16 protein-coding genes are annotated in these 17354 nt (G+C 41.2%); 13 read left to right on the forward strand and 3 right to left on the reverse strand.

Translation table 11 applies throughout. From position 1 onward, the window contains the following. The first annotated feature begins 10 nt into the window (after positions 1-10). Positions 11-748: a helix-turn-helix domain-containing protein gene (locus tag ACI3ES_RS00325; protein WP_181809855.1), complete on the forward strand. Its 738-nt coding sequence runs from the start codon at positions 11-13 to the stop codon at positions 746-748. Between the two features lie 33 nt (positions 749-781). Here ACI3ES_RS00325 and ACI3ES_RS00330 read toward each other — a convergent pair whose 3' ends face one another. After that, positions 782-1672, reverse strand: coding sequence for a metal ABC transporter solute-binding protein (locus ACI3ES_RS00330; RefSeq protein ID WP_114667315.1), 891 nt, complete (start codon positions 1670-1672; stop codon positions 782-784). After that, complete coding sequence (locus tag ACI3ES_RS00335) at positions 1672-2106, reverse strand: MarR family winged helix-turn-helix transcriptional regulator (RefSeq protein WP_004911182.1); 435 nt, start codon at positions 2104-2106, stop codon at positions 1672-1674. The genes ACI3ES_RS00330 and ACI3ES_RS00335 overlap by 1 nt, the downstream gene beginning before the upstream one ends. 95 nt (positions 2107-2201) lie before the next feature. On the opposite strand from ACI3ES_RS00335, the gene ACI3ES_RS00340 reads away from it, so the two are divergent. Beyond that, entirely contained in the window at positions 2202-3131 is a 930-nt protein-coding gene (locus tag ACI3ES_RS00340; protein ID WP_080518918.1) for a D-alanyl-D-alanine carboxypeptidase family protein, read from the forward strand. Between the two features lie 45 nt (positions 3132-3176). On the opposite strand, the gene zwf is transcribed toward ACI3ES_RS00340, so the two are convergent. Next, positions 3177-4637, reverse strand: a complete 1461-nt coding sequence (gene zwf, locus ACI3ES_RS00345) for a glucose-6-phosphate dehydrogenase (RefSeq protein ID WP_114667316.1) — start codon at positions 4635-4637, stop codon at positions 3177-3179. Positions 4638-4825: 188 nt separating this feature from the next. Here zwf and ACI3ES_RS00350 point away from each other — a divergent pair, with 188 nt between their 5' ends. The 11 genes from ACI3ES_RS00350 (at position 4826) to pepV (ending at position 17348) form a co-directional block, all read left to right on the forward strand. Then, positions 4826-4972 carry a hypothetical protein gene (locus ACI3ES_RS00350; RefSeq protein ID WP_004911174.1) on the forward strand — a complete coding sequence of 49 codons (147 nt, stop codon included), beginning with the start codon at positions 4826-4828 and terminating at the stop codon, positions 4970-4972. A 93-nt stretch (positions 4973-5065) separates the two neighbouring features. Beyond that, positions 5066-6280, forward strand: coding sequence for an MFS transporter (locus ACI3ES_RS00355; RefSeq protein ID WP_114667317.1), 1215 nt, complete (start codon positions 5066-5068; stop codon positions 6278-6280). A gap of 112 nt (positions 6281-6392) precedes the next feature. After that, positions 6393-7535, forward strand: coding sequence for a PLP-dependent aspartate aminotransferase family protein (locus ACI3ES_RS00360; protein WP_114667318.1), 1143 nt, complete (start codon positions 6393-6395; stop codon positions 7533-7535). Between the two features lie 311 nt (positions 7536-7846). Continuing rightward, positions 7847-9202: a Na+/H+ antiporter NhaC family protein gene (locus tag ACI3ES_RS00365; RefSeq protein ID WP_317211662.1), complete on the forward strand. Its 1356-nt coding sequence runs from the start codon at positions 7847-7849 to the stop codon at positions 9200-9202. 34 nt (positions 9203-9236) lie between these two features. Continuing rightward, a complete protein-coding gene (locus ACI3ES_RS00370; protein ID WP_114667320.1) occupies positions 9237-9683 on the forward strand; it encodes a Tellurite resistance protein in 447 nt (148 codons plus the stop codon). Between the two features lie 26 nt (positions 9684-9709). After that, positions 9710-11518 carry a DNA helicase RecQ gene (gene recQ, locus ACI3ES_RS00375; RefSeq protein WP_114667321.1) on the forward strand — a complete coding sequence of 603 codons (1809 nt, stop codon included), beginning with the start codon at positions 9710-9712 and terminating at the stop codon, positions 11516-11518. A gap of 406 nt (positions 11519-11924) precedes the next feature. Next, positions 11925-12788: an S-adenosyl-l-methionine hydroxide adenosyltransferase family protein gene (locus ACI3ES_RS00380; protein WP_407631997.1), complete on the forward strand. Its 864-nt coding sequence runs from the start codon at positions 11925-11927 to the stop codon at positions 12786-12788. A gap of 26 nt (positions 12789-12814) precedes the next feature. Further along, positions 12815-13378 carry an ECF-type riboflavin transporter substrate-binding protein gene (locus ACI3ES_RS00385; RefSeq protein WP_114667323.1) on the forward strand — a complete coding sequence of 188 codons (564 nt, stop codon included), beginning with the start codon at positions 12815-12817 and terminating at the stop codon, positions 13376-13378. A 37-nt stretch (positions 13379-13415) separates the two neighbouring features. After that, positions 13416-15092, forward strand: a complete 1677-nt coding sequence (locus ACI3ES_RS00390; RefSeq protein WP_114667324.1) for an ABC transporter ATP-binding protein — start codon at positions 13416-13418, stop codon at positions 15090-15092. A 1-nt stretch (position 15093) separates the two neighbouring features. Then, the gene (locus ACI3ES_RS00395; protein ID WP_114667325.1) at positions 15094-15921 is read left to right on the forward strand and encodes an energy-coupling factor transporter transmembrane protein EcfT; all 828 of its coding nucleotides are present in this window, start codon (positions 15094-15096) and stop codon (positions 15919-15921) included. Beyond that, positions 15903-17348 carry a dipeptidase PepV gene (gene pepV / locus ACI3ES_RS00400; protein WP_114667326.1) on the forward strand — a complete coding sequence of 482 codons (1446 nt, stop codon included), beginning with the start codon at positions 15903-15905 and terminating at the stop codon, positions 17346-17348. The genes ACI3ES_RS00395 and pepV overlap by 19 nt, the downstream gene beginning before the upstream one ends. Positions 17349-17354 lie beyond the last annotated feature (6 nt).

The following is a 17354-nucleotide window of genomic DNA, read 5'->3' on the forward strand; positions in this document are numbered from 1 at the left end:
GAGAAAAACGTTGATTATTGGAGAACGCATCAAGTTATTGAGAAAAGCAAAAAAATTGACTCAAACTGAACTAGCAAAGGCAATATTTGTTTCTTATCAACTGGTGTCAAAGTGGGAAAGAAATTTAAGTGAACCGACGGCGGAAATGATGTTTACGATTATTGATAAATATCAACTGCCGTTCGATTTTTTTTTGGATCCAGTCACACAGCAAACGCAATATACAGCTAAAGAGGTCATTTTGAATGCTTTTTTAGAAAGTATGATTGCTTCGTATGATAAGCGGCCAACAATCAAAAAGGTAGCACAAGTTGCGTCGCTTGAACCTGAACATGTCGCACTATACTTTGCTAATTCGGATGAATTAATCTATGAATTTTTCAATGAAGTTGATCGCAATATCAAAATTGAAATTGAAGCACAAATCGTTTCGCACCATGATTTGATTACTATTTTTATCAATAATATGGCACCTTTGCTCTATGACAAACGAGTCCAGCTTCATGTTTTATATACCCGGCCTTATATTAAAGGGATTTGGTTGGCATTCATTAAATCAAAGTATAAGCGCATTTTGTTGGCACATCATCAAGTTGACGAGCAGGAAGGGTTGGCATTAGAGTATTTGATTGAAGTTTTGACAGCCTTTATATCTGTTTGGCTCAGTCAACCCAATCCAGAGCCATTGGCAGCATTTCAGAATCGTATGAGATGCTTGACGGGAAGACCAATTAATCAATGGCTATAAAAAAAGCAATTGCTTATTAGCATTGCTGGTTTTTTACTGCGTAATTTTGGCAATTTGTTGGAGTTCAGATAATTTCCATGACACATAGTTTTCGCCATTAGGGATTGTTTCAGTGACGTTTACGACGGGTATGTGGTGTGTTTTAGCGAGGTTAATGATGTTACTGACAGTTGTGCTTGATGTTTGCTTGTTGTTGACAATAAAAGTGATTTTGTGGTTCTCGATAGCTGACTTGAGCGTCGCCAATGTTGTGGGTGAAGGATCATTACCCGCCTCAATTGCCTCAGAAAAATCTGAATCCATGACGTGATAGCCCATTGCTTTTAGCATATATTCAAACACGGGTTCGGTTTGCGCAACGGCATGTCCGTTAGATTTTTTTGAAATTTGGGTGATTAGTGATTGAATAGGCTTTAAGCTTGCAATATATTTGTTGGCATTCTTTTGAAAATCGGCTTTATGTGTGGGATCTTGCTGGCCGAGTTGTTTAGCGAGGTAGTGTGCTGTTTTAATCATGGTTTCGGGGTTATTCCAAAGGTGAGGATTACTGCCAGTTTTTTGCTTTAAAACAGTTTCACCAACGCGAATGAGCTTTGCTTGGTCAGAAGCCTTAGCTAATTTATTAAGCCACGTGTCATAACCAAGTCCGTTTGCCAAAACGATATCAGCTTGACTAACTTCTTTGGCAACTGCTGTTGTGGGCTCATAATCCTCGGGCGAAATATTTTGATTTTTGATGATAGCGGTCGCTTTACCATGTGATCCGACAACTGTTTGTGCCAATTCGGCATAGAAATCAGTGGATGCGACAATTGTAATTTGGCGATGCTGGTTATTTTTTGAAGAAGTGTGTTGTCCTTTAATGAGAGCAAACCCCATTACAATAATCATGATAATAGCTAATAAGGTGATAACTTTTTTCATTAGTTGTCTCCAATCTGGTTGAGCTGTTCTAAAAATTTGGTAATTGTTTTTTGTTGTTTAGGGGTAAAATTGGTCATAATTGTATTGAGATGATTTAGCATGGATTGATGGGCAGCTTCATGGCGTACTGCCAACTGATCACCCGCTGGTGTTAATGAATAAAAAGTGCTGCGTTTATCTGTGTCGTCGATGGTTGCGATGACATAGTTGTGAGTGATGAGATTTTTGATGGCTTTTGTGATAGCTGGACGTGACAGGCCAACGGATGTGGCGAGTTGCGTGTTAGTCAGCGATTGTGTGCGTAATAGCATGAGTAAATGAGCTTGTGTCGCGTTGATATTTTGCCCCGCTGTACTTGTGATGACTTCTGAATGACTAGCATACTCTTGCACGAAATGATTCAGTGCGGCCATGATTTCATTTGTTTCAGACATATATTCTCCAATACTTAACCGGTTAATTAACTAGTTAAGTATATCTTGTCAGACTGAATATTGTCAATCATCAGTTTTTGAGTACAATTAGACTTATGAAAAAAATCGGCTTAACAATCGCAGTTATGGTGGGCGTAATGAGTGTTTTGTGGTTTGCTAGTTCATTTAATCAGGCACATCATGATGGGGCAAAAAGAATAGCAAAAACTAAAAAAATTAAACAACTAACAGTCAAAAAACTAACGACAACAGCTTCAGCAGCAGTTGTCATGAATCGTGAAACTGGGAAAATATTAGGGACAAAAAATGGAACGCAACCATTAGCGATTGCCTCGATTAGTAAGTTAATGACTGGGTATTTAACGTTGGAGAAATTAGCAATGACAGACATGATTGAACCATCTGCTAATACAGTTAAAATTGGTGAAGAATCTGAGTTAGCAGCTGTTCCGCTAAACGCTGCAACTACCTATCGGACTGATGATTTGCTCAACGCGGCGTTACAATTATCTGCTAATGATGCCGCGATTGCCTTAGGGGATGAAATAAGTGGGTCGCAATTACGCTTTACAAAGTTAATGGCAGCAACCGCCAAGCAGTGGAACATCAAAACAGCAAAATGGTACAATGCAGCGGGCATACGTAATGATGAAATGGAAGATGACAAAGTCAACGCACCCAACAGTGCTGAAAACATGATGTCAGCAATTGATGTTGCCAAAATGAGTGAGCAAATTTTGAAGCATCAGCCAAAAATAATAGCAATATTGAGTCAAACAACTAACACTTTCAATGGCACCACTCAAGCGTCAAATTTTTCACTAATGAATAACTATTTTAGTCAGACAAAATATCAGGTCACTGGTGGTAAACTAGGTGTTTCTGTCAAATCTGGTGTGTCATTTGTTGGATTCTTTACGTACAAAAAACATCATTATGTGACTGTTGTGCTGCATGCGGATCAGTACAAAAACTTATCGGCTGTTTTTCGTGAAACAAAACGGATTCTTGATGAAACTGTGTAAATCGGGCAATAAAAAACGATCACAATCGATCGTTTTTTGCTTTAATTAACCTTTAAATACCCAAGCATCACCATTGGCAGCCAATAATTTGTCGGATGCTTCAGGACCCATTGAGCCTGACTTGTAAGTTTCAAGTGGTGCTTTATCTGCGGTATAAACGGCTGAAATAGCATCAACAAACTTCCAAGCGATTGAAACGCCATTCCAGTCAGCAAAGTTAGAACCATCACCATTCATAGTGTCGTGAATCATACGTTCGTATGGTTCTGGTGTATTCTTCTTATCTTCATCAGATACAGTCCAACCTAAGTCAATTGTACGTGTGTTGAAGGCGTCTTCAACTGACTTGGCATTCAACTTCAATTCGATAGCACCCTTTGGATCAATGATAATTGACAAGACAGCTTCTTGTGCTTCCTGTTCTGAACCAAAGTTAAACGTGCCAGCCTTAAAGACGATGTCGACACGTGTCTGTTTAGCAGCTAAGCGCTTACCTGAACGGACATAGAATGGGACACCTTCCCAACGTGGCAAATCAAATTGTAATTCGCCTGCGATGAATGTGTTGTTTTTAGAATCCGCAGGTACGTCTAATTCTTCAAGGTATGGCTTGAAATCAGCTGAATCACCGGCACCATATTGTGCACGAACAAAGTATTTGTTAACTTCTGCTTCATCATAGATTTTCAAAGCATTAAAGGCTGCGTTTTTAGCGGCACGAATGTCTTTGTCAGTGAATGATTCTGGCTTTTCCATTGCTAACCAACCAACAATTTGCATGGTGTGGTTTTGAATCATGTCAAGCAATGCACCGGCTGTGTCATAGTAGCCGGCACGTTCTTCGACACCCAAGACTTCTGACAATGTTACTTGAACGTTCTTGATGTAATCTTTGTTCCAAGCAGCATCGAAAATTGGGTTGCCAAAGCGAAGGGCAGCAATGTTTTGAACCATTTCCTTACCAAGGTAGTGGTCAATACGGAATAGTTGGTTATCATCAAATGAGTTTTCCAAGTCATTTTGGAGTTCGGCAGCTGTGTCATATGATGTACCGAAAGGCTTTTCAATCATCAAACGGTTGTAACCAGTGTCAGCCAATAGGCCTTCTGACTTAAGATATTTGGCAATTGTACCAAAGAAACGTGGCGCAACTGACATATAGAAAATGCGGTTGCCATCAATATCAAACTTGTCGGCAGCTTCTTCAATCGCCTCTTTCAAAACAGCGTATGAAGCTGCATCTGTTACGTCGTGTGCACGGTATGAGAAATGTTCGATGAACGCCTCAGCTTGTGCTTGATCGTCAGTGAAATCTTTAATTGAATCACGAACCAATTGTTTGAATTCGTCATCATTGAGGGCTTGACGGGCCGTTCCAACAATGGCAAAGTGCTTTTGCAAGTAGCCTTTTTTATAAAGATTGAAAACTGATGGGTAAAGCTTACGCTTGGCCAAGTCACCAGTGCCACCAAAGAAAGTTACTAACGTCTTGATTTCTGAAACCATGATGTACCCCTTATTTTTAGTTAAATTCACTTTTTATTATAGCGCAAAATAGCGCAAAAAGTAACCGTTTTCAGCGTTTTTTAAACGTTTATCATCTAAAATTGACGGTCTGTCGTGAAATCTTGCACTTGACCTCATCATCTGTTCGTTACACAATGATAAAAAACGCAAATGAAGGAGTGCAACAAATGAAGTGGTTTTGGATAGGATTAGCTGCCTTTTTGATTGTGACATTTACTGTGGGTATTGGTTGGGCATTTGCCGGTTTAATTGTCGCTGGCATGATTTATGTGGTCATTAAACTGATGGCTAACGGGCGCGACTCACGGCGCTAAAAAATTGCGTAACCAGTAGGGCCTGCGTGTGCTGATAGCAATTTTTCATGGTACAATTGGTTATTGTAAAAGCATTCAATATTCGGAGAATTTATGCAAATTGACTTAACTGATAGACCGCGGCCACTTAATGAGAAGTGGCTGCTTTTTGGAACATTACTATCAAATACTGGTAACTCAATGATTTGGCCAGTGACAACGCTGTATATGACCGGTGTATTGCATCAGACATTTACAACCGCAGGCATTGTTTTGATGATTGGCTCAATTATCAGTATGATTGGCTCGTTTGTCGGTGGTAAATTATTTGATCACTGGCGACCTTATGAAGCCTTGCTGATAACTAGCTTCATCATTTTAATTGCGGTATCTAGTTTGATTGTGTGGAATGATTGGCCAGCGTTTGCCGGCTTAATTTGGTTGGCTAATTTGGGCATGGGTGTTGAGCAAACGCTAGTCAATTCCTTTGCTACCACTGTTCCGGGTGAAAAAACACGAATTGTTTTCAATAATATGTATATCGTGCTAAATATTGGTGTTGTTTTGGGAACATTGGCTGTGGGCTATTTTTTTGATTACGGCTTTAGTCTGTTGATGATTATTTCATCTGTGTTATATTTTTTCCTAATGCTGATTATTGCGACTAAGTTCAATGTACCGATTGCTCATGTGCGTGGGGAAACAGTGATTGTGGATTCGGCAACTGCTACCGTGGAGACGAACCAAGTACGCCCGACTTTTCGTTTGACGCCCTTATTAGTAGGGATTGGTGCCTTATTATTTATTACTTATCTTTCCTATATGTTGTGGGAAACGGTGATGGCACCACACATGAAAGCATTGGGTATGCCAACACGGAATTATGCAGACTTATGGATGATTAACGGCATTACGATTATTTTGTTACAAAAAGTGGTGTCTGGTTGGGCCAACAAGCGCCCTTACCAAGTTTCGGTAATTCTTGGTAGTCTGATTTTTGCTTCCAGCTTTTTCTTTTTGATGTTTGTCAAAGCGTTTTGGCAAATTGTGCTAGTGTTTGAACTGCTGACGATTGGTGAAATGTTACAAAGTCCGCAGGTTCCGGCATGGGTTGCTAAGATTACACCAAAAGAAGTGGCTGGTCAGGCACAAGGTTTTGTCTCAATGATGATTAGCTCAGGGCGTGTGATTGGTCCTATTTATTCGGGTATTATGATGGATCGTGGCCTGATGAATATGATGTTCTTGTCTGTGTTTGTGATGATGTTGCTCATTACAGCAAGTCTAGCTTGGACTATTTTCAAAAACAAACATGTTAAAACATCTTAAAAAGCAGATTGTAGCAATACAATCTGCTTTTTTGGTAAGCGTACGTTGGCATATAATTGGTAGAACAAGGTACAATAATAACTGATAATTCATTGTAATAAGGAGCAAAAATATGAATATTAGAACGCAGGTAATTCATGGCGGCCATCAAGTTGATCCACGAACAGGCGCTGTTAACATGCCTATTTATCAAACGACAACGTTCAAGCAGACAGAATTAGGAGGTGGCGCGAAGTGGGAATACACACGTTCAGAAAATCCAACGCGCGCCTCCTTAGAAGAGTTAATTGCTAGTTTGGAACATGGCACTGCTGGTTTTGCCTTTTCATCTGGTATGAGTGCGATTCATGCGGTAATGAGCACCTTGTCAGCAGGCGATCATATCTTATTAGCTGATGATGTCTATGGTGGTACTTTTCGGTTAGTTAATTCGATATTAGCGCGCTTAGATATTACGTACGATCAGGTTGACATGGCGGATTTATCGGCAGTCACTAGCGCGTTGAAACCGAATACGAAGATGATTTTTTTGGAAACACCAACGAATCCTTTGTTGAAGTTAGCCGATATCCAAGATTTGTCATTAATTGCGCATAAGCATCAGGCCACTTTGGCAGTTGATAACACATTTGCGACCCCTTATAACCAAGTGCCCCTTGACCTTGGTGCAGATTTCGTCATACATTCTGGTACCAAATATATTGGTGGTCATTCGGACGTCTTGAGTGGCTTTGTAGTGACAAATGACGATCGACATTCAGCTGAAATCAAACATTTACAAATGTCAATTGGTGCAACTTTGGGTGCGTCAGATAGTTATTTAGTCTTGCGTAGTCTCAAAACATTTGCCCTGCGTATGCGAGCACACAATGATAATGCGCAAACTTTGTTCAACTGGTTGCAGACGCAATCTCAAGTGGCTAAAATTTATTATCCGGGTGACGCGTCATCGGCGCAATATGCGATTGCGCAAAAACAAATGCAGGGTGGTTTTGGTGGGATGATTTCAATCGAATTACAGGCAGGATTAGATGTCAAAAAATTTGTGGAAAGTCTCAAAATTTTTACGTTGGCTGAAAGCCTTGGCGGTGTAGAAAGCCTGGTAGAAGTGCCGGCGGTAATGACACATGCGTCTATTCCGGCTGACATACGTCATGAACACGGTATCACTGATGAATTAATTCGCATTTCAGTTGGTATTGAAGATAGCCAAGATTTAATTGAGGATTTTCAACAAGGTTTGGCACAACTTTAACCTTTAAATGTACCACTTGAAAAAAGTAATTGAATCAGTTACACTAGGTTTACTTGAAATTAGCACAAATAAGTAAGACGACACTCGGCGTGAAGAGAAGCAGTGGTTGGTGAAAACTGCACAGGTGTCATAATCTGAAGTACAGCTACCCATTTAAGCGTGGCAGCACCATGTTAACAAATGCCAAAGTGATGCGTTTTATGACGCATAAGCTGGGTGGTACCACGGATTCTTAATGAAATGTCAATTCGTCCCTTTGTCATTGTGACGGCAGGGACGTTTTTTATTTGACATAAAATGGAGAGAATACTATGGTTACAAAATTGAAGACTAAAATTTCTGTGACACTGCTGCTTGTGGCGGTCGCAATTTTAGCAGTGGGTGTGATTGGATTCGGATTATCTCCGATTGCGCCGTTAATGTTGGTAATTGGGCTCATTATCGTTGTTGCACGGTGTTTTGGCGTGAGCTGGCAAGCTAGTCAAAAAGCATTGTTAAGCGGTGTGTCATCCGGTATTGCACCGTTATTTTTGTTCTTATTGATCGGCTCGTTAATTGCACTGTGGTTAGCAACCGGTGTCATTCCAACGATGATTTGGGTTGGCTTTAAATTACTCAGTCCACAACTATTTTTGCCCACGGCTTTATTATCAACAGCAATTGTTGGCACATTGATTGGTAGTGCTTTTACGACATTATCGACAGTTGGGGTTGCACTAATGGGTGTGGGAACGTTGATGGGATTTAATCCCGCTTTAATTGCTGGAACAGTATTATCTGGGGCAATTTTTGGTGATAAAAGTTCGCCGCTATCAGATTCGACTAATTTGGCCAGCGCGATTTCTGAAACAGATCTGTTTGCACATATTAAAAACTTGATGTGGACAACCTTACCTGCGTTGATTTTGTCACTTGTGATGACTATTATATTGGGATTTGGTCATCAAACAAGTGGGGATGCGACCGCTAAAATTAGCCGTTTATTACCACTACTAGCGCCTACTTGGTGGGCTATTGTACCGCTTGGCTTGTTAGTCATCACAGCTTGGCAAAAAATACCGGCGATTCCAGCTTTGATGATTAATATTTTGGTGTCAAGTATCGCTTTTCTGACGCAACATAGTTTGATGACTTGGGCTGATTTATTGGTTAATGGCTTCAAAACAAGTAGCCATAACGCTACTTTGATGGCTTTGATGAATCGTGGTGGCATGTCTGCCATGATGCCAACAGTGATGATGATCATGCTTGCCTTGGCTTTTGGTGGTTTGCTCAGTGGCTTAGGAATTTTGTCGCGTGTCATGGCACCGGTGGTTGTCTATTTAAAAACACGACGTGCGATGATTGTGGCGACATTGTTAACAGGGATTGCGGCGAACTTTTTAGTTGGTGAACAGTATCTTGCAACCATTTTGCCGGGTCAATTATTCAAAGATAGTTTTAAACGTGTTGGCTTATCACCGCTAGCGTTAGGTCGTACGATTGAAGATAGTGGTACTGTAATGAATTATTTGGTGCCGTGGGGCGTTGCCGGCGCTTTTGCAGCGCAAACACTGGGTGTATCAGTGCTTGATTTTGCGCCATTCACGTTCTTTGCGCTATTTTCACCCGTTATGTCATTGCTTTCGGCTGTGACAGGAATTGGTTTGAAGCAACTTGAAAAATGATATAATTGCGGTAACTGTTTGATGGGGGTATAAAATGTTAATTCGAGATATGGTGCGCACTAAGCCAATTAGTTGGTTGTTATTCATTGTCGGGTCAGATATTATGATGACCTATGGGATTAACATTGCCCATCACAGCCACTTTGTGCGGGCACAAGATTATCCAACAATTGCCAAGTTTGTGGCCATGGATCTCATTAGTTTTGTCTTCATTATGCTTTTTTTTGATTGGCTGCACCACAAATTTGCGCAAGACGGACAAGAAACGTTGATTGATATCATATTACGCATTGGTGGTAATCTGATGGCCGCCTATTTTGGCTGGTTTACGATTGGTTTTATTATTTTACAAGTGGTTGATTTTCAAGCACAAACATTCTGGTGGTTGGTTGTGATTTCTGCCGTGTTGGCTGTGATGAATTGGCTATTTAGGCGTGTTTCACCAATCAAATTCCAGCTTAATCCCAGTAAAAATCAGTGATGGTAGCACATGCTATAATGGAAAGTATGCAGAATCAAACGCCGGAAACAATTTTAAAAGAAACTTTTGGATATGACCAATTCAGAACTGGTCAATTATCAGTCATTAACAAGGTATTAGCGCACAAGCACGCCTTAGCCATCATGCCAACCGGTGGTGGTAAATCAATCACCTACCAGTTGCCAGCCATGATGTTTGAAGGATTAACGTTAGTAATTTCACCGCTCATTTCCTTAATGAAGGATCAAGTTGACGGTTTAAATACATTAGGGATCCCGGCAACTTTTCTGAACTCAACAGTCGATGGTCAGGAACAAGCCCAACGCATGTCGGATTTACGCCATGGTGTTTACAAAATGTTGTATGTTGCGCCTGAACGCCTTGAAGTACCAAGCTTTTTTAGCTTTGTGCAACAGTTACCGGTGGACTTAATTGCCATTGATGAAGCACACGTTTTGTCGCAATGGGGACACGACTTTAGACCAAGTTACCTTAACATCTTGCCTTTGTTGTCCGAAATTCCCGGTAATCCGGCAATTCTTGGTTTGACGGCCACAGCAACTGAACGTGTCCGTGAAAATTTACAAGAACTTTTGGGCGTTAGTGACGATGACACTGTCCTTACTGGATTTGCGCGGGATAATTTAGCGTTGAAAATAGTCCGCAACCAAGATAAACGTGATTATATTGCTAAATATCTGCGTGAAAACGCTGACCAGACTGGGATTATTTATGCGGCAACACGCAAACAAGTTGACGAGTTGACAGCCTATCTCAATAAAATTGGGATTCATGCTGCTCGTTATCATGCGGGCTTGTCAGAAAAGGAAAGGCAAAAACAACAGGAAGCTTTTCTCTATGACGAAAGTCCAGTCATTGTGGCGACGAATGCCTTTGGAATGGGCATTAACAAGCCGAATGTGCGCTATGTCATTCATTATTCAGTACCGGGCAATATTGAAGCATACTACCAAGAAATTGGCCGCGCCGGTCGTGATGGCTTGCCAGCTGAAGCAATTTTGCTGTATGCACCTCAGGATATCCATCTGCAAGAATTCTTCGTGCAAAAATCAGAAGGTTCCGAAGCTTACAAGCAAAATGAATACGATAAAATTCGTGAAATGAATGCGTATGCGAATACCCAAACCTGTCTCCCGCGCTATTTGTTGCAATATTTTGGTGAAACAGTAATACAAGACTGTGGTCGATGCTCAAACTGTTTAGATGAGCGAGAATTAGTTGATGTGACGGTAGATGCACAAAAGGTCTTAGCTAACGTTATGCGCATGAATCAGCGCTTTGGCAAGACAATGGTTGCCAAAGTGTTGAAAGGTTCTAATGATGCGAGTGTGAAAAAGTATGAGTATTTGCGTGACTTACCCACATTTGGTTTGATGAAAGAGCGCACTTTGAAAGATTTAACTCAGTTTATTGATTATTTGACGGCTGACGGCTACTTGCGTTTTGAAGGGGCAGAGTATCCGGTGCTAAAGGTCACTAAACTTGGTGCCGATGTCCTTAAAGGTCAGGGAAATGTTACCAAACGATTGGAAAAGGTTCGCATTCTTCGTCAATCAGCGACGCAAGAGGGCTTGAAATTGTCAGATGATGATAATCGCTTGTTCGCTCAGTTGAAAGAAAAGCGCTTGTCATTGGCGCGTGAAGCCGGCATTCCGCCGTTCTTAATTTTCTCCGATAAAACGCTCATGGCCATGGCTCAAAATCGGCCACAAACAGACGAAGCATTTTTGGCCATTTCTGGTGTTGGTGAAAAAAAGTTTGATATTTACCATGATGATTTTGCCGCTGTGATTAATGATTATGTTGTTAGCTAAAAAGTCGTGAGATGTTCAAATCTCATGAGTTTTTGATTGTATGATGATTAAATATCAATATGATGATAATTTGTGATTAAAAAAGCATTGATACTAACAAAATTATTGACAATAAATAAGAATTATCTTAAAATAATGATAAGTTAATAAATCAATGAAGCGAAGAGTAGATAAGGCGTGGCAATATAGCGAGTCGGGATAGTGAAAGCCGGTATGACGCAATTTATTGAAGATGAACGTGGATGATGTCGTATGGTGCAAGCTGTGCGTCCGGATGAACACCGTTATCGTGATGAGTGCACATTGTGCTGAATTTGGGTGGTACCACGTTTTGACGTCCCTGTTAATCTTAGGATTAACAGGGACTTTTCATTTTTAACGACTAAAAAAAGAAAGAAGAAGTATAATGATTAGTAGACATCTCGTTTTACAGACTGACTTTGGCCTGCAAGATGGTGCGGTAAGCTCAATGCGTGGCGTTGCCTACGGCGTGGCTGATAACATTGTCGTTAGTGACTTAACCCATGGGATTACGCCTTTTAATATATTTGAAGGATCCTTTCGGCTGTTCCAGACATTTCGCTATTGGCAAGCTGGTACGGTATTTGTTTCGGTAGTTGATCCCGGCGTGGGGTCTAACCGGTTATCGATCATTGCTAAGACAACAACAGGGCATTATATTGTGACACCAGATAATGGCACTTTGTCTCATTTATTAACTAACGGTTTGATTGAAAGCGCACGTGTGATTGACGAAACAACGCAACGGTTGCCGGGATCAGAAAAATCAGCGACGTTCCACGGGCGCGATATTTATGCTTTCAATGGGGCCAAATTAGCTAGTGGGCAGACACAATTTGAGGATTATCATCAGAGTGTGTTAGTAGATGATTTAGTACGTTTGCCAATTACACCGGGGCGTTATCAAGAAACACAGTACGGACAGCCACAACTCGTTGGTAACATTGATATTACCGATGTTAACTTCGGCTCACTATGGTCTAACATTCCTATCAGTGAGTTTGAGAAGCTGAATCTGGTATATGGTGATACTTTGCGTGTTCAGATAACGCATCATGATCATGTTTTGTTTGATGAGGTCTTGCCTTATGTGCATACCTTTACAGATGTTAATCCGGGAGAACCGTTGATTTATATTGACTCGGTGTATACAGTTGCTTTTGGCGTCCACACTGGTAGTTTTGATCAGACGTATCACGTTGGTGCTGGTCAAAATTGGGCGGTCGTACTTACCAAAGAAGCACAGTAGATGACAGAATAATTAGGAGAAAAACGATGAGTGAACAACGCAAAAAATCAGGACTATCTGTACGGGCAGTAGTCGCAACTGGAATCGGCGCAGCAGTTTTCTTCATTTTGATGAAGTATATTGCGATTCCAACAGGTGTTCCTAACACCAACGTTAACGTGGCTGAAGGCTGGTTGGCTTTGATAGCTGGGTTATTTGGACCAGTAGTTGGCTTTTTAGTGGGTATTATCGGGCATACGTTGACTGATGCCACTTATGGTGCGCCTTGGTGGTCATGGGTGTTGGCAGATGGTATTTTTGGCTTACTGCTTGGTTTGAGCAAACGCTTTTTAGATTTGCAAGGTGGGGATTTAACGGCTAAAAAGCTGATTCAATTCAATGTTTGGCAAATTGTTGCCAACGTTGTGTCATGGGTAGTGATTGCCCCAATTGGCGATATTTTAATTTATAAGCAGCCGGCTAACAAAGTCTTTTTGCAAGGCATTGTGGCAGCAATTGTGAATATTTTGTCAGTGGCAATCATTGGCTCAATCTTAATTGTGGCTTATGTGAAGTCACGTCCCAAAAAGAGTTCGTTACGTAGCGAATAGTTCTCATGCGGCAGTTGCCGCGTACATAGGAGTCATCATGCCGGAACCGTTAATTGATTTTCAACATGTCACATTTAAATACAATGCACAAGCCGAACCAACTTTACATGACGTGAGTTTTCAGATTTATCCGGGTGAAAAGGTTTTGATTGCTGGTGCCTCAGGCTCTGGTAAAACCACATTGTTACGGTTGCTTAATGGCTTGATTCCTCAAGCTTATCAGGGAGATGTGACAGGCCAATTATTATTAAATGGCAAAAATATTTTGGATCAATCCTTATTTGAACTCTCTTTACAAGCTGGAACTGTGTTACAGGATGCAGATGCGCAGTTTGTTGGCATGACTGTGGCTGAAGATATCGCTTTTGCATTGGAAAATGATACACAACCGGTGAACAGTATCAAACAAAAAGTTGCAAAGTGGGCGCAACGTTTTGGTTTAGGTGAGCGCCTGAATTTGGCACCACAAGATTTATCAGGTGGGCAAAAGCAACGTACTGCAATGGCTGGTGTGTTAATTGACGACGGGAAGTTGTTACTATTTGACGAACCTTTGGCGAGTTTGGACCCAGCTGCTGGACATGCTGCTATGAAAATGATTGCTGAATTGCAGGCTGAACGTGATTTGACAGTGGTCATCATTGAACATCGTATTGAAGAAGTGCTGGGGGCAGATATTGACCGTGTAATTGTAATGTCTGACGGTAAAATTGTTGCGAATGGCACACCAGACGAGATCGTACAAGCTGGCGTATTACTGGATAATGGGCTAGATGAGCCACTTTATGTGCAATTGTTGCGCCAATCTGGTGTGGCGATTACCAATTTGCCACATGTGTCTGATTTGGATCAAATTGATGTGACACCATATCGTGACCAAATTGCAGCTATTGGTCAATCTGTAACACCAGCCAAACTTGCCGATCCACAACTTATCATTCAAAATGTTTCATTTGGTTACAGTGCGGGACAACAATTGTTCAACGCGTTGTCAACGACAATCCACACCGGTGAAATTCTCGGCATTGTCGGTAAAAATGGTTCTGGTAAAACGACATTATCACATTTACTAACAGGATTTTTACAACCAAGTAGTGGTGATGTTTTATTGCATGGCGAGTCTGTCTTAGGGCAATCAATTAAAGAACGCGCCGACCACATTGGCTACGTGTTGCAAAATCCCAACCACATGATTACGAAATCAACAGTTTATGATGAAGTCGCCAGTGGTTTGATATTACGCCAAGTGGATACGGACACCATTGAAAAACGTGTGCGTGATATGCTCAAATTAGTTGATTTAGATGGCATGCGCCACTGGCCAATTTCCGCACTTAGTTTTGGTCAGAAGAAGCGATTGACGATTGCTGCTGTCTTAGTCTTACAACCGGAAATTTTAATTTTGGACGAACCAACAGCTGGACAAGATGCGACACATACTGCCCAGCTACTGACTTTTTTGCAGAAAATCAATGCCCAACAGCAGACTACAATAATTATCATCACGCACGACATGCATTTGCTGGCAAATTTTGTCCAGCGTGTGTTGGTCATTGTTGACGGCCAGCTACTAGCAGATACGACGCCGGCTGAATTATTGGCCGACGAAGAGCTGGTCACAGCAGCAAGCTTGCGGACAACGAGTATCTATCGTTTGGCGAAACGATTGGCGATTAATCAACCGGAAAAACTCAATGCTGCGATAAGGAAGTAATATGAACAATTCGTTATTTGGATACAAAGCGCGTGATACATGGATGAACCAAGCAACTGGCACAGCTAAGCTGGTTGGCTTTTTGGCGTTGACAACGGTTGGTATGGTTTCTTATGATACGCGTTTTCTGGTGGCACTGGTTATTTTATCTTTTATACTGATTAAAGTTTCGCACATTCAATATCGCGAATATGCCTTGTTATTGAAATTAGTGATTTTTATTGGGGTCCTTAATTTAATTATGATTACAGTTTTAGCGCCACAATACGGTGCAGAATTGTATGGCTCAAAACACGTCCTATTTGGTACTGGCTATTGGACAATCACACAAGAGCAGTTGTTTTATGAATTAAATCTACTATTAAAGTATGTTTTTTCATTTCCATTATCAATTGTATTGTTATTTACGACTAATCCAAGCGAGTTTGCCTCTGGCTTAAACAAAATTGGGGTGCCGTACAAAGTGTCTTACGCAGTTGCCTTGACACTTCGTTATATTCCTGATGTTCAAAGTGATTACCACACAATCAGTTTGGCGCAACAGGCGCGTGGCTATGAAATTTCTAAAAAAGCATCCTTAACAAAACGTATGAAAGGCGCTGTGCAAATTATTTTGCCGTTAGTTTTTTCTAGTTTAGATCGCATTGATACGATTAGTCAGGCAATGGAATTACGACGCTTTGGCCGGTATAATAAACGTACTTGGTATCAAGATCAAAAATTTTCTGGTCGTGACTTTGGCATGATAATTGGTACATTAATCATTGTCGCGATTGGTATTTTGTTAGTATTTCAAAATGGGGGGCGCTTGTGGAATCCATTCAATTAACATCATCACAGTGGCAAGAAAATGCCCAACAGTATCAACCAGCTTTAATGGCTGATTTGCTTCAATTTTTGGCTATTCCATCAGTGCTTGATCCAACAACAGCTAATATCCAACGCCCGTTTGGCACAGGCATTGATATGGCACTCAAATTTATTAGTGATATAGCGCAGCGTGACGGTTTCAAAGTCAATCGGGTGGCTGATAACATGCTTGTTGTTGTTGACTATGGTCCGGAAGACGCGTCGGAAACCGTAGGGGTATTATCGCATGTTGATGTTGTACCCGCAGGGGATGCGTGGACGGTGACACTGCCATTTAGTCCCAAAATTGAGGGCAATCGACTCTACGGGCGTGGTTCTCACGATATGAAAGCCGACCTGCTAGCTGCCTATTATGCGGTAAAACAGCTCAAAGATATGGCATTTCAACCAAAACGAAAAATACGGTTGATTTTCGGTAGTGATGAGGAGTCAGATTGGCGTGATATGCAGGCCTACTTAAGCGAAGTTGGCGAGCCAACATTAGGATTTTCACCGGACGGAGCATTTCCAGTCGTACCGGGTGAAAAGGGTGTGCTAACATTGGCGACCAAATTTCAAGGCGTCACGACAAGCGCATGGCAATTGCATCATTTTCATGCTGGTGAACGTGATAATGTCGTACCAGGCATGGCCACAGCTGATATCGAGCTACCAAGTCATGTTGACATCAACGGTTTTTTGGGCGCCTATGAGCGTTATTTGAATGACACACCAATAATTTCTGGTGTTGGTCAATATGATGATGGGCATATCTTATTAACGTTATACGGAAAATCAGCTCATGGCGCTTATCCTGAAACTGGATTGAATGCTGGAACGTACTTGTCCCATTTTTTGGTCGATTATGGTTTCAATCAGCAAGCGCATGCGTTTTTGGAATTTTTGGGGATTGCTAACCACCAAAATGTTTTCGGTGAGAAACTAGGACTAGTGTATCACGATGACATTATGGGTGATTTGACGCTAAATATTGGGCAAATGACGTTTAATGAAAATGCTGAATCAGAAATCAGGATCAATTTTAGATATCCAATGGGTATTACTGAGACGGCGATTTTGACACAGGTACAACGACACATGGGTGATTTGGTCGGCAAAACATTTAAGCAAGAGTCCTTTGGTAATCAACCACACATGGTCGATTTGAACGATCCAATTGTGACGACACTAGAAAATGTTTATGCCGAACATACACACACAGTCAAGCAATACAAAATTTCTAATGGCGGTTCATATGCGCGTTTGCTCAAGCGTGGTGTTGCTTTTGGTGGTCAATTCCCAGATGTACCGGTCATGAGCCACCAACCCAACGAGTACGTATTGATTGACAATATTCCTAAGACCCAAGCAATTTTTGCTCATGCGTTATATGAAATTTCTCGGTAAAATTGA

The organism is Leuconostoc falkenbergense (assembly GCF_045801155.1).
In the GTDB taxonomy this organism is placed as follows: domain Bacteria; phylum Bacillota; class Bacilli; order Lactobacillales; family Lactobacillaceae; genus Leuconostoc; species Leuconostoc falkenbergense.

Coding starts and splice junctions, on each gene's coding strand:
- ACI3ES_RS00360 (WP_114667318.1), top strand. CDS start 6,393: ATGAATATTAGAACGCAGGTAATTCATGGCGGCCATCAAGTTGATCCA.
- ACI3ES_RS00340 (WP_080518918.1), top strand. CDS start 2,202: ATGAAAAAAATCGGCTTAACAATCGCAGTTATGGTGGGCGTAATGAGT.
- ACI3ES_RS00390 (WP_114667324.1), top strand. CDS start 13,416: ATGCCGGAACCGTTAATTGATTTTCAACATGTCACATTTAAATACAAT.
- zwf (WP_114667316.1), bottom strand. CDS start 4,637: ATGGTTTCAGAAATCAAGACGTTAGTAACTTTCTTTGGTGGCACTGGT.
- recQ (WP_114667321.1), top strand. CDS start 9,710: ATGCAGAATCAAACGCCGGAAACAATTTTAAAAGAAACTTTTGGATAT.
- ACI3ES_RS00335 (WP_004911182.1), bottom strand. CDS start 2,106: ATGTCTGAAACAAATGAAATCATGGCCGCACTGAATCATTTCGTGCAA.
- ACI3ES_RS00350 (WP_004911174.1), top strand. CDS start 4,826: ATGAAGTGGTTTTGGATAGGATTAGCTGCCTTTTTGATTGTGACATTT.
- ACI3ES_RS00395 (WP_114667325.1), top strand. CDS start 15,094: ATGAACAATTCGTTATTTGGATACAAAGCGCGTGATACATGGATGAAC.
- ACI3ES_RS00365 (WP_317211662.1), top strand. CDS start 7,847: ATGGTTACAAAATTGAAGACTAAAATTTCTGTGACACTGCTGCTTGTG.
- ACI3ES_RS00370 (WP_114667320.1), top strand. CDS start 9,237: ATGTTAATTCGAGATATGGTGCGCACTAAGCCAATTAGTTGGTTGTTA.
- ACI3ES_RS00385 (WP_114667323.1), top strand. CDS start 12,815: ATGAGTGAACAACGCAAAAAATCAGGACTATCTGTACGGGCAGTAGTC.
- ACI3ES_RS00355 (WP_114667317.1), top strand. CDS start 5,066: ATGCAAATTGACTTAACTGATAGACCGCGGCCACTTAATGAGAAGTGG.
- ACI3ES_RS00330 (WP_114667315.1), bottom strand. CDS start 1,672: ATGAAAAAAGTTATCACCTTATTAGCTATTATCATGATTATTGTAATG.
- ACI3ES_RS00380 (WP_407631997.1), top strand. CDS start 11,925: ATGATTAGTAGACATCTCGTTTTACAGACTGACTTTGGCCTGCAAGAT.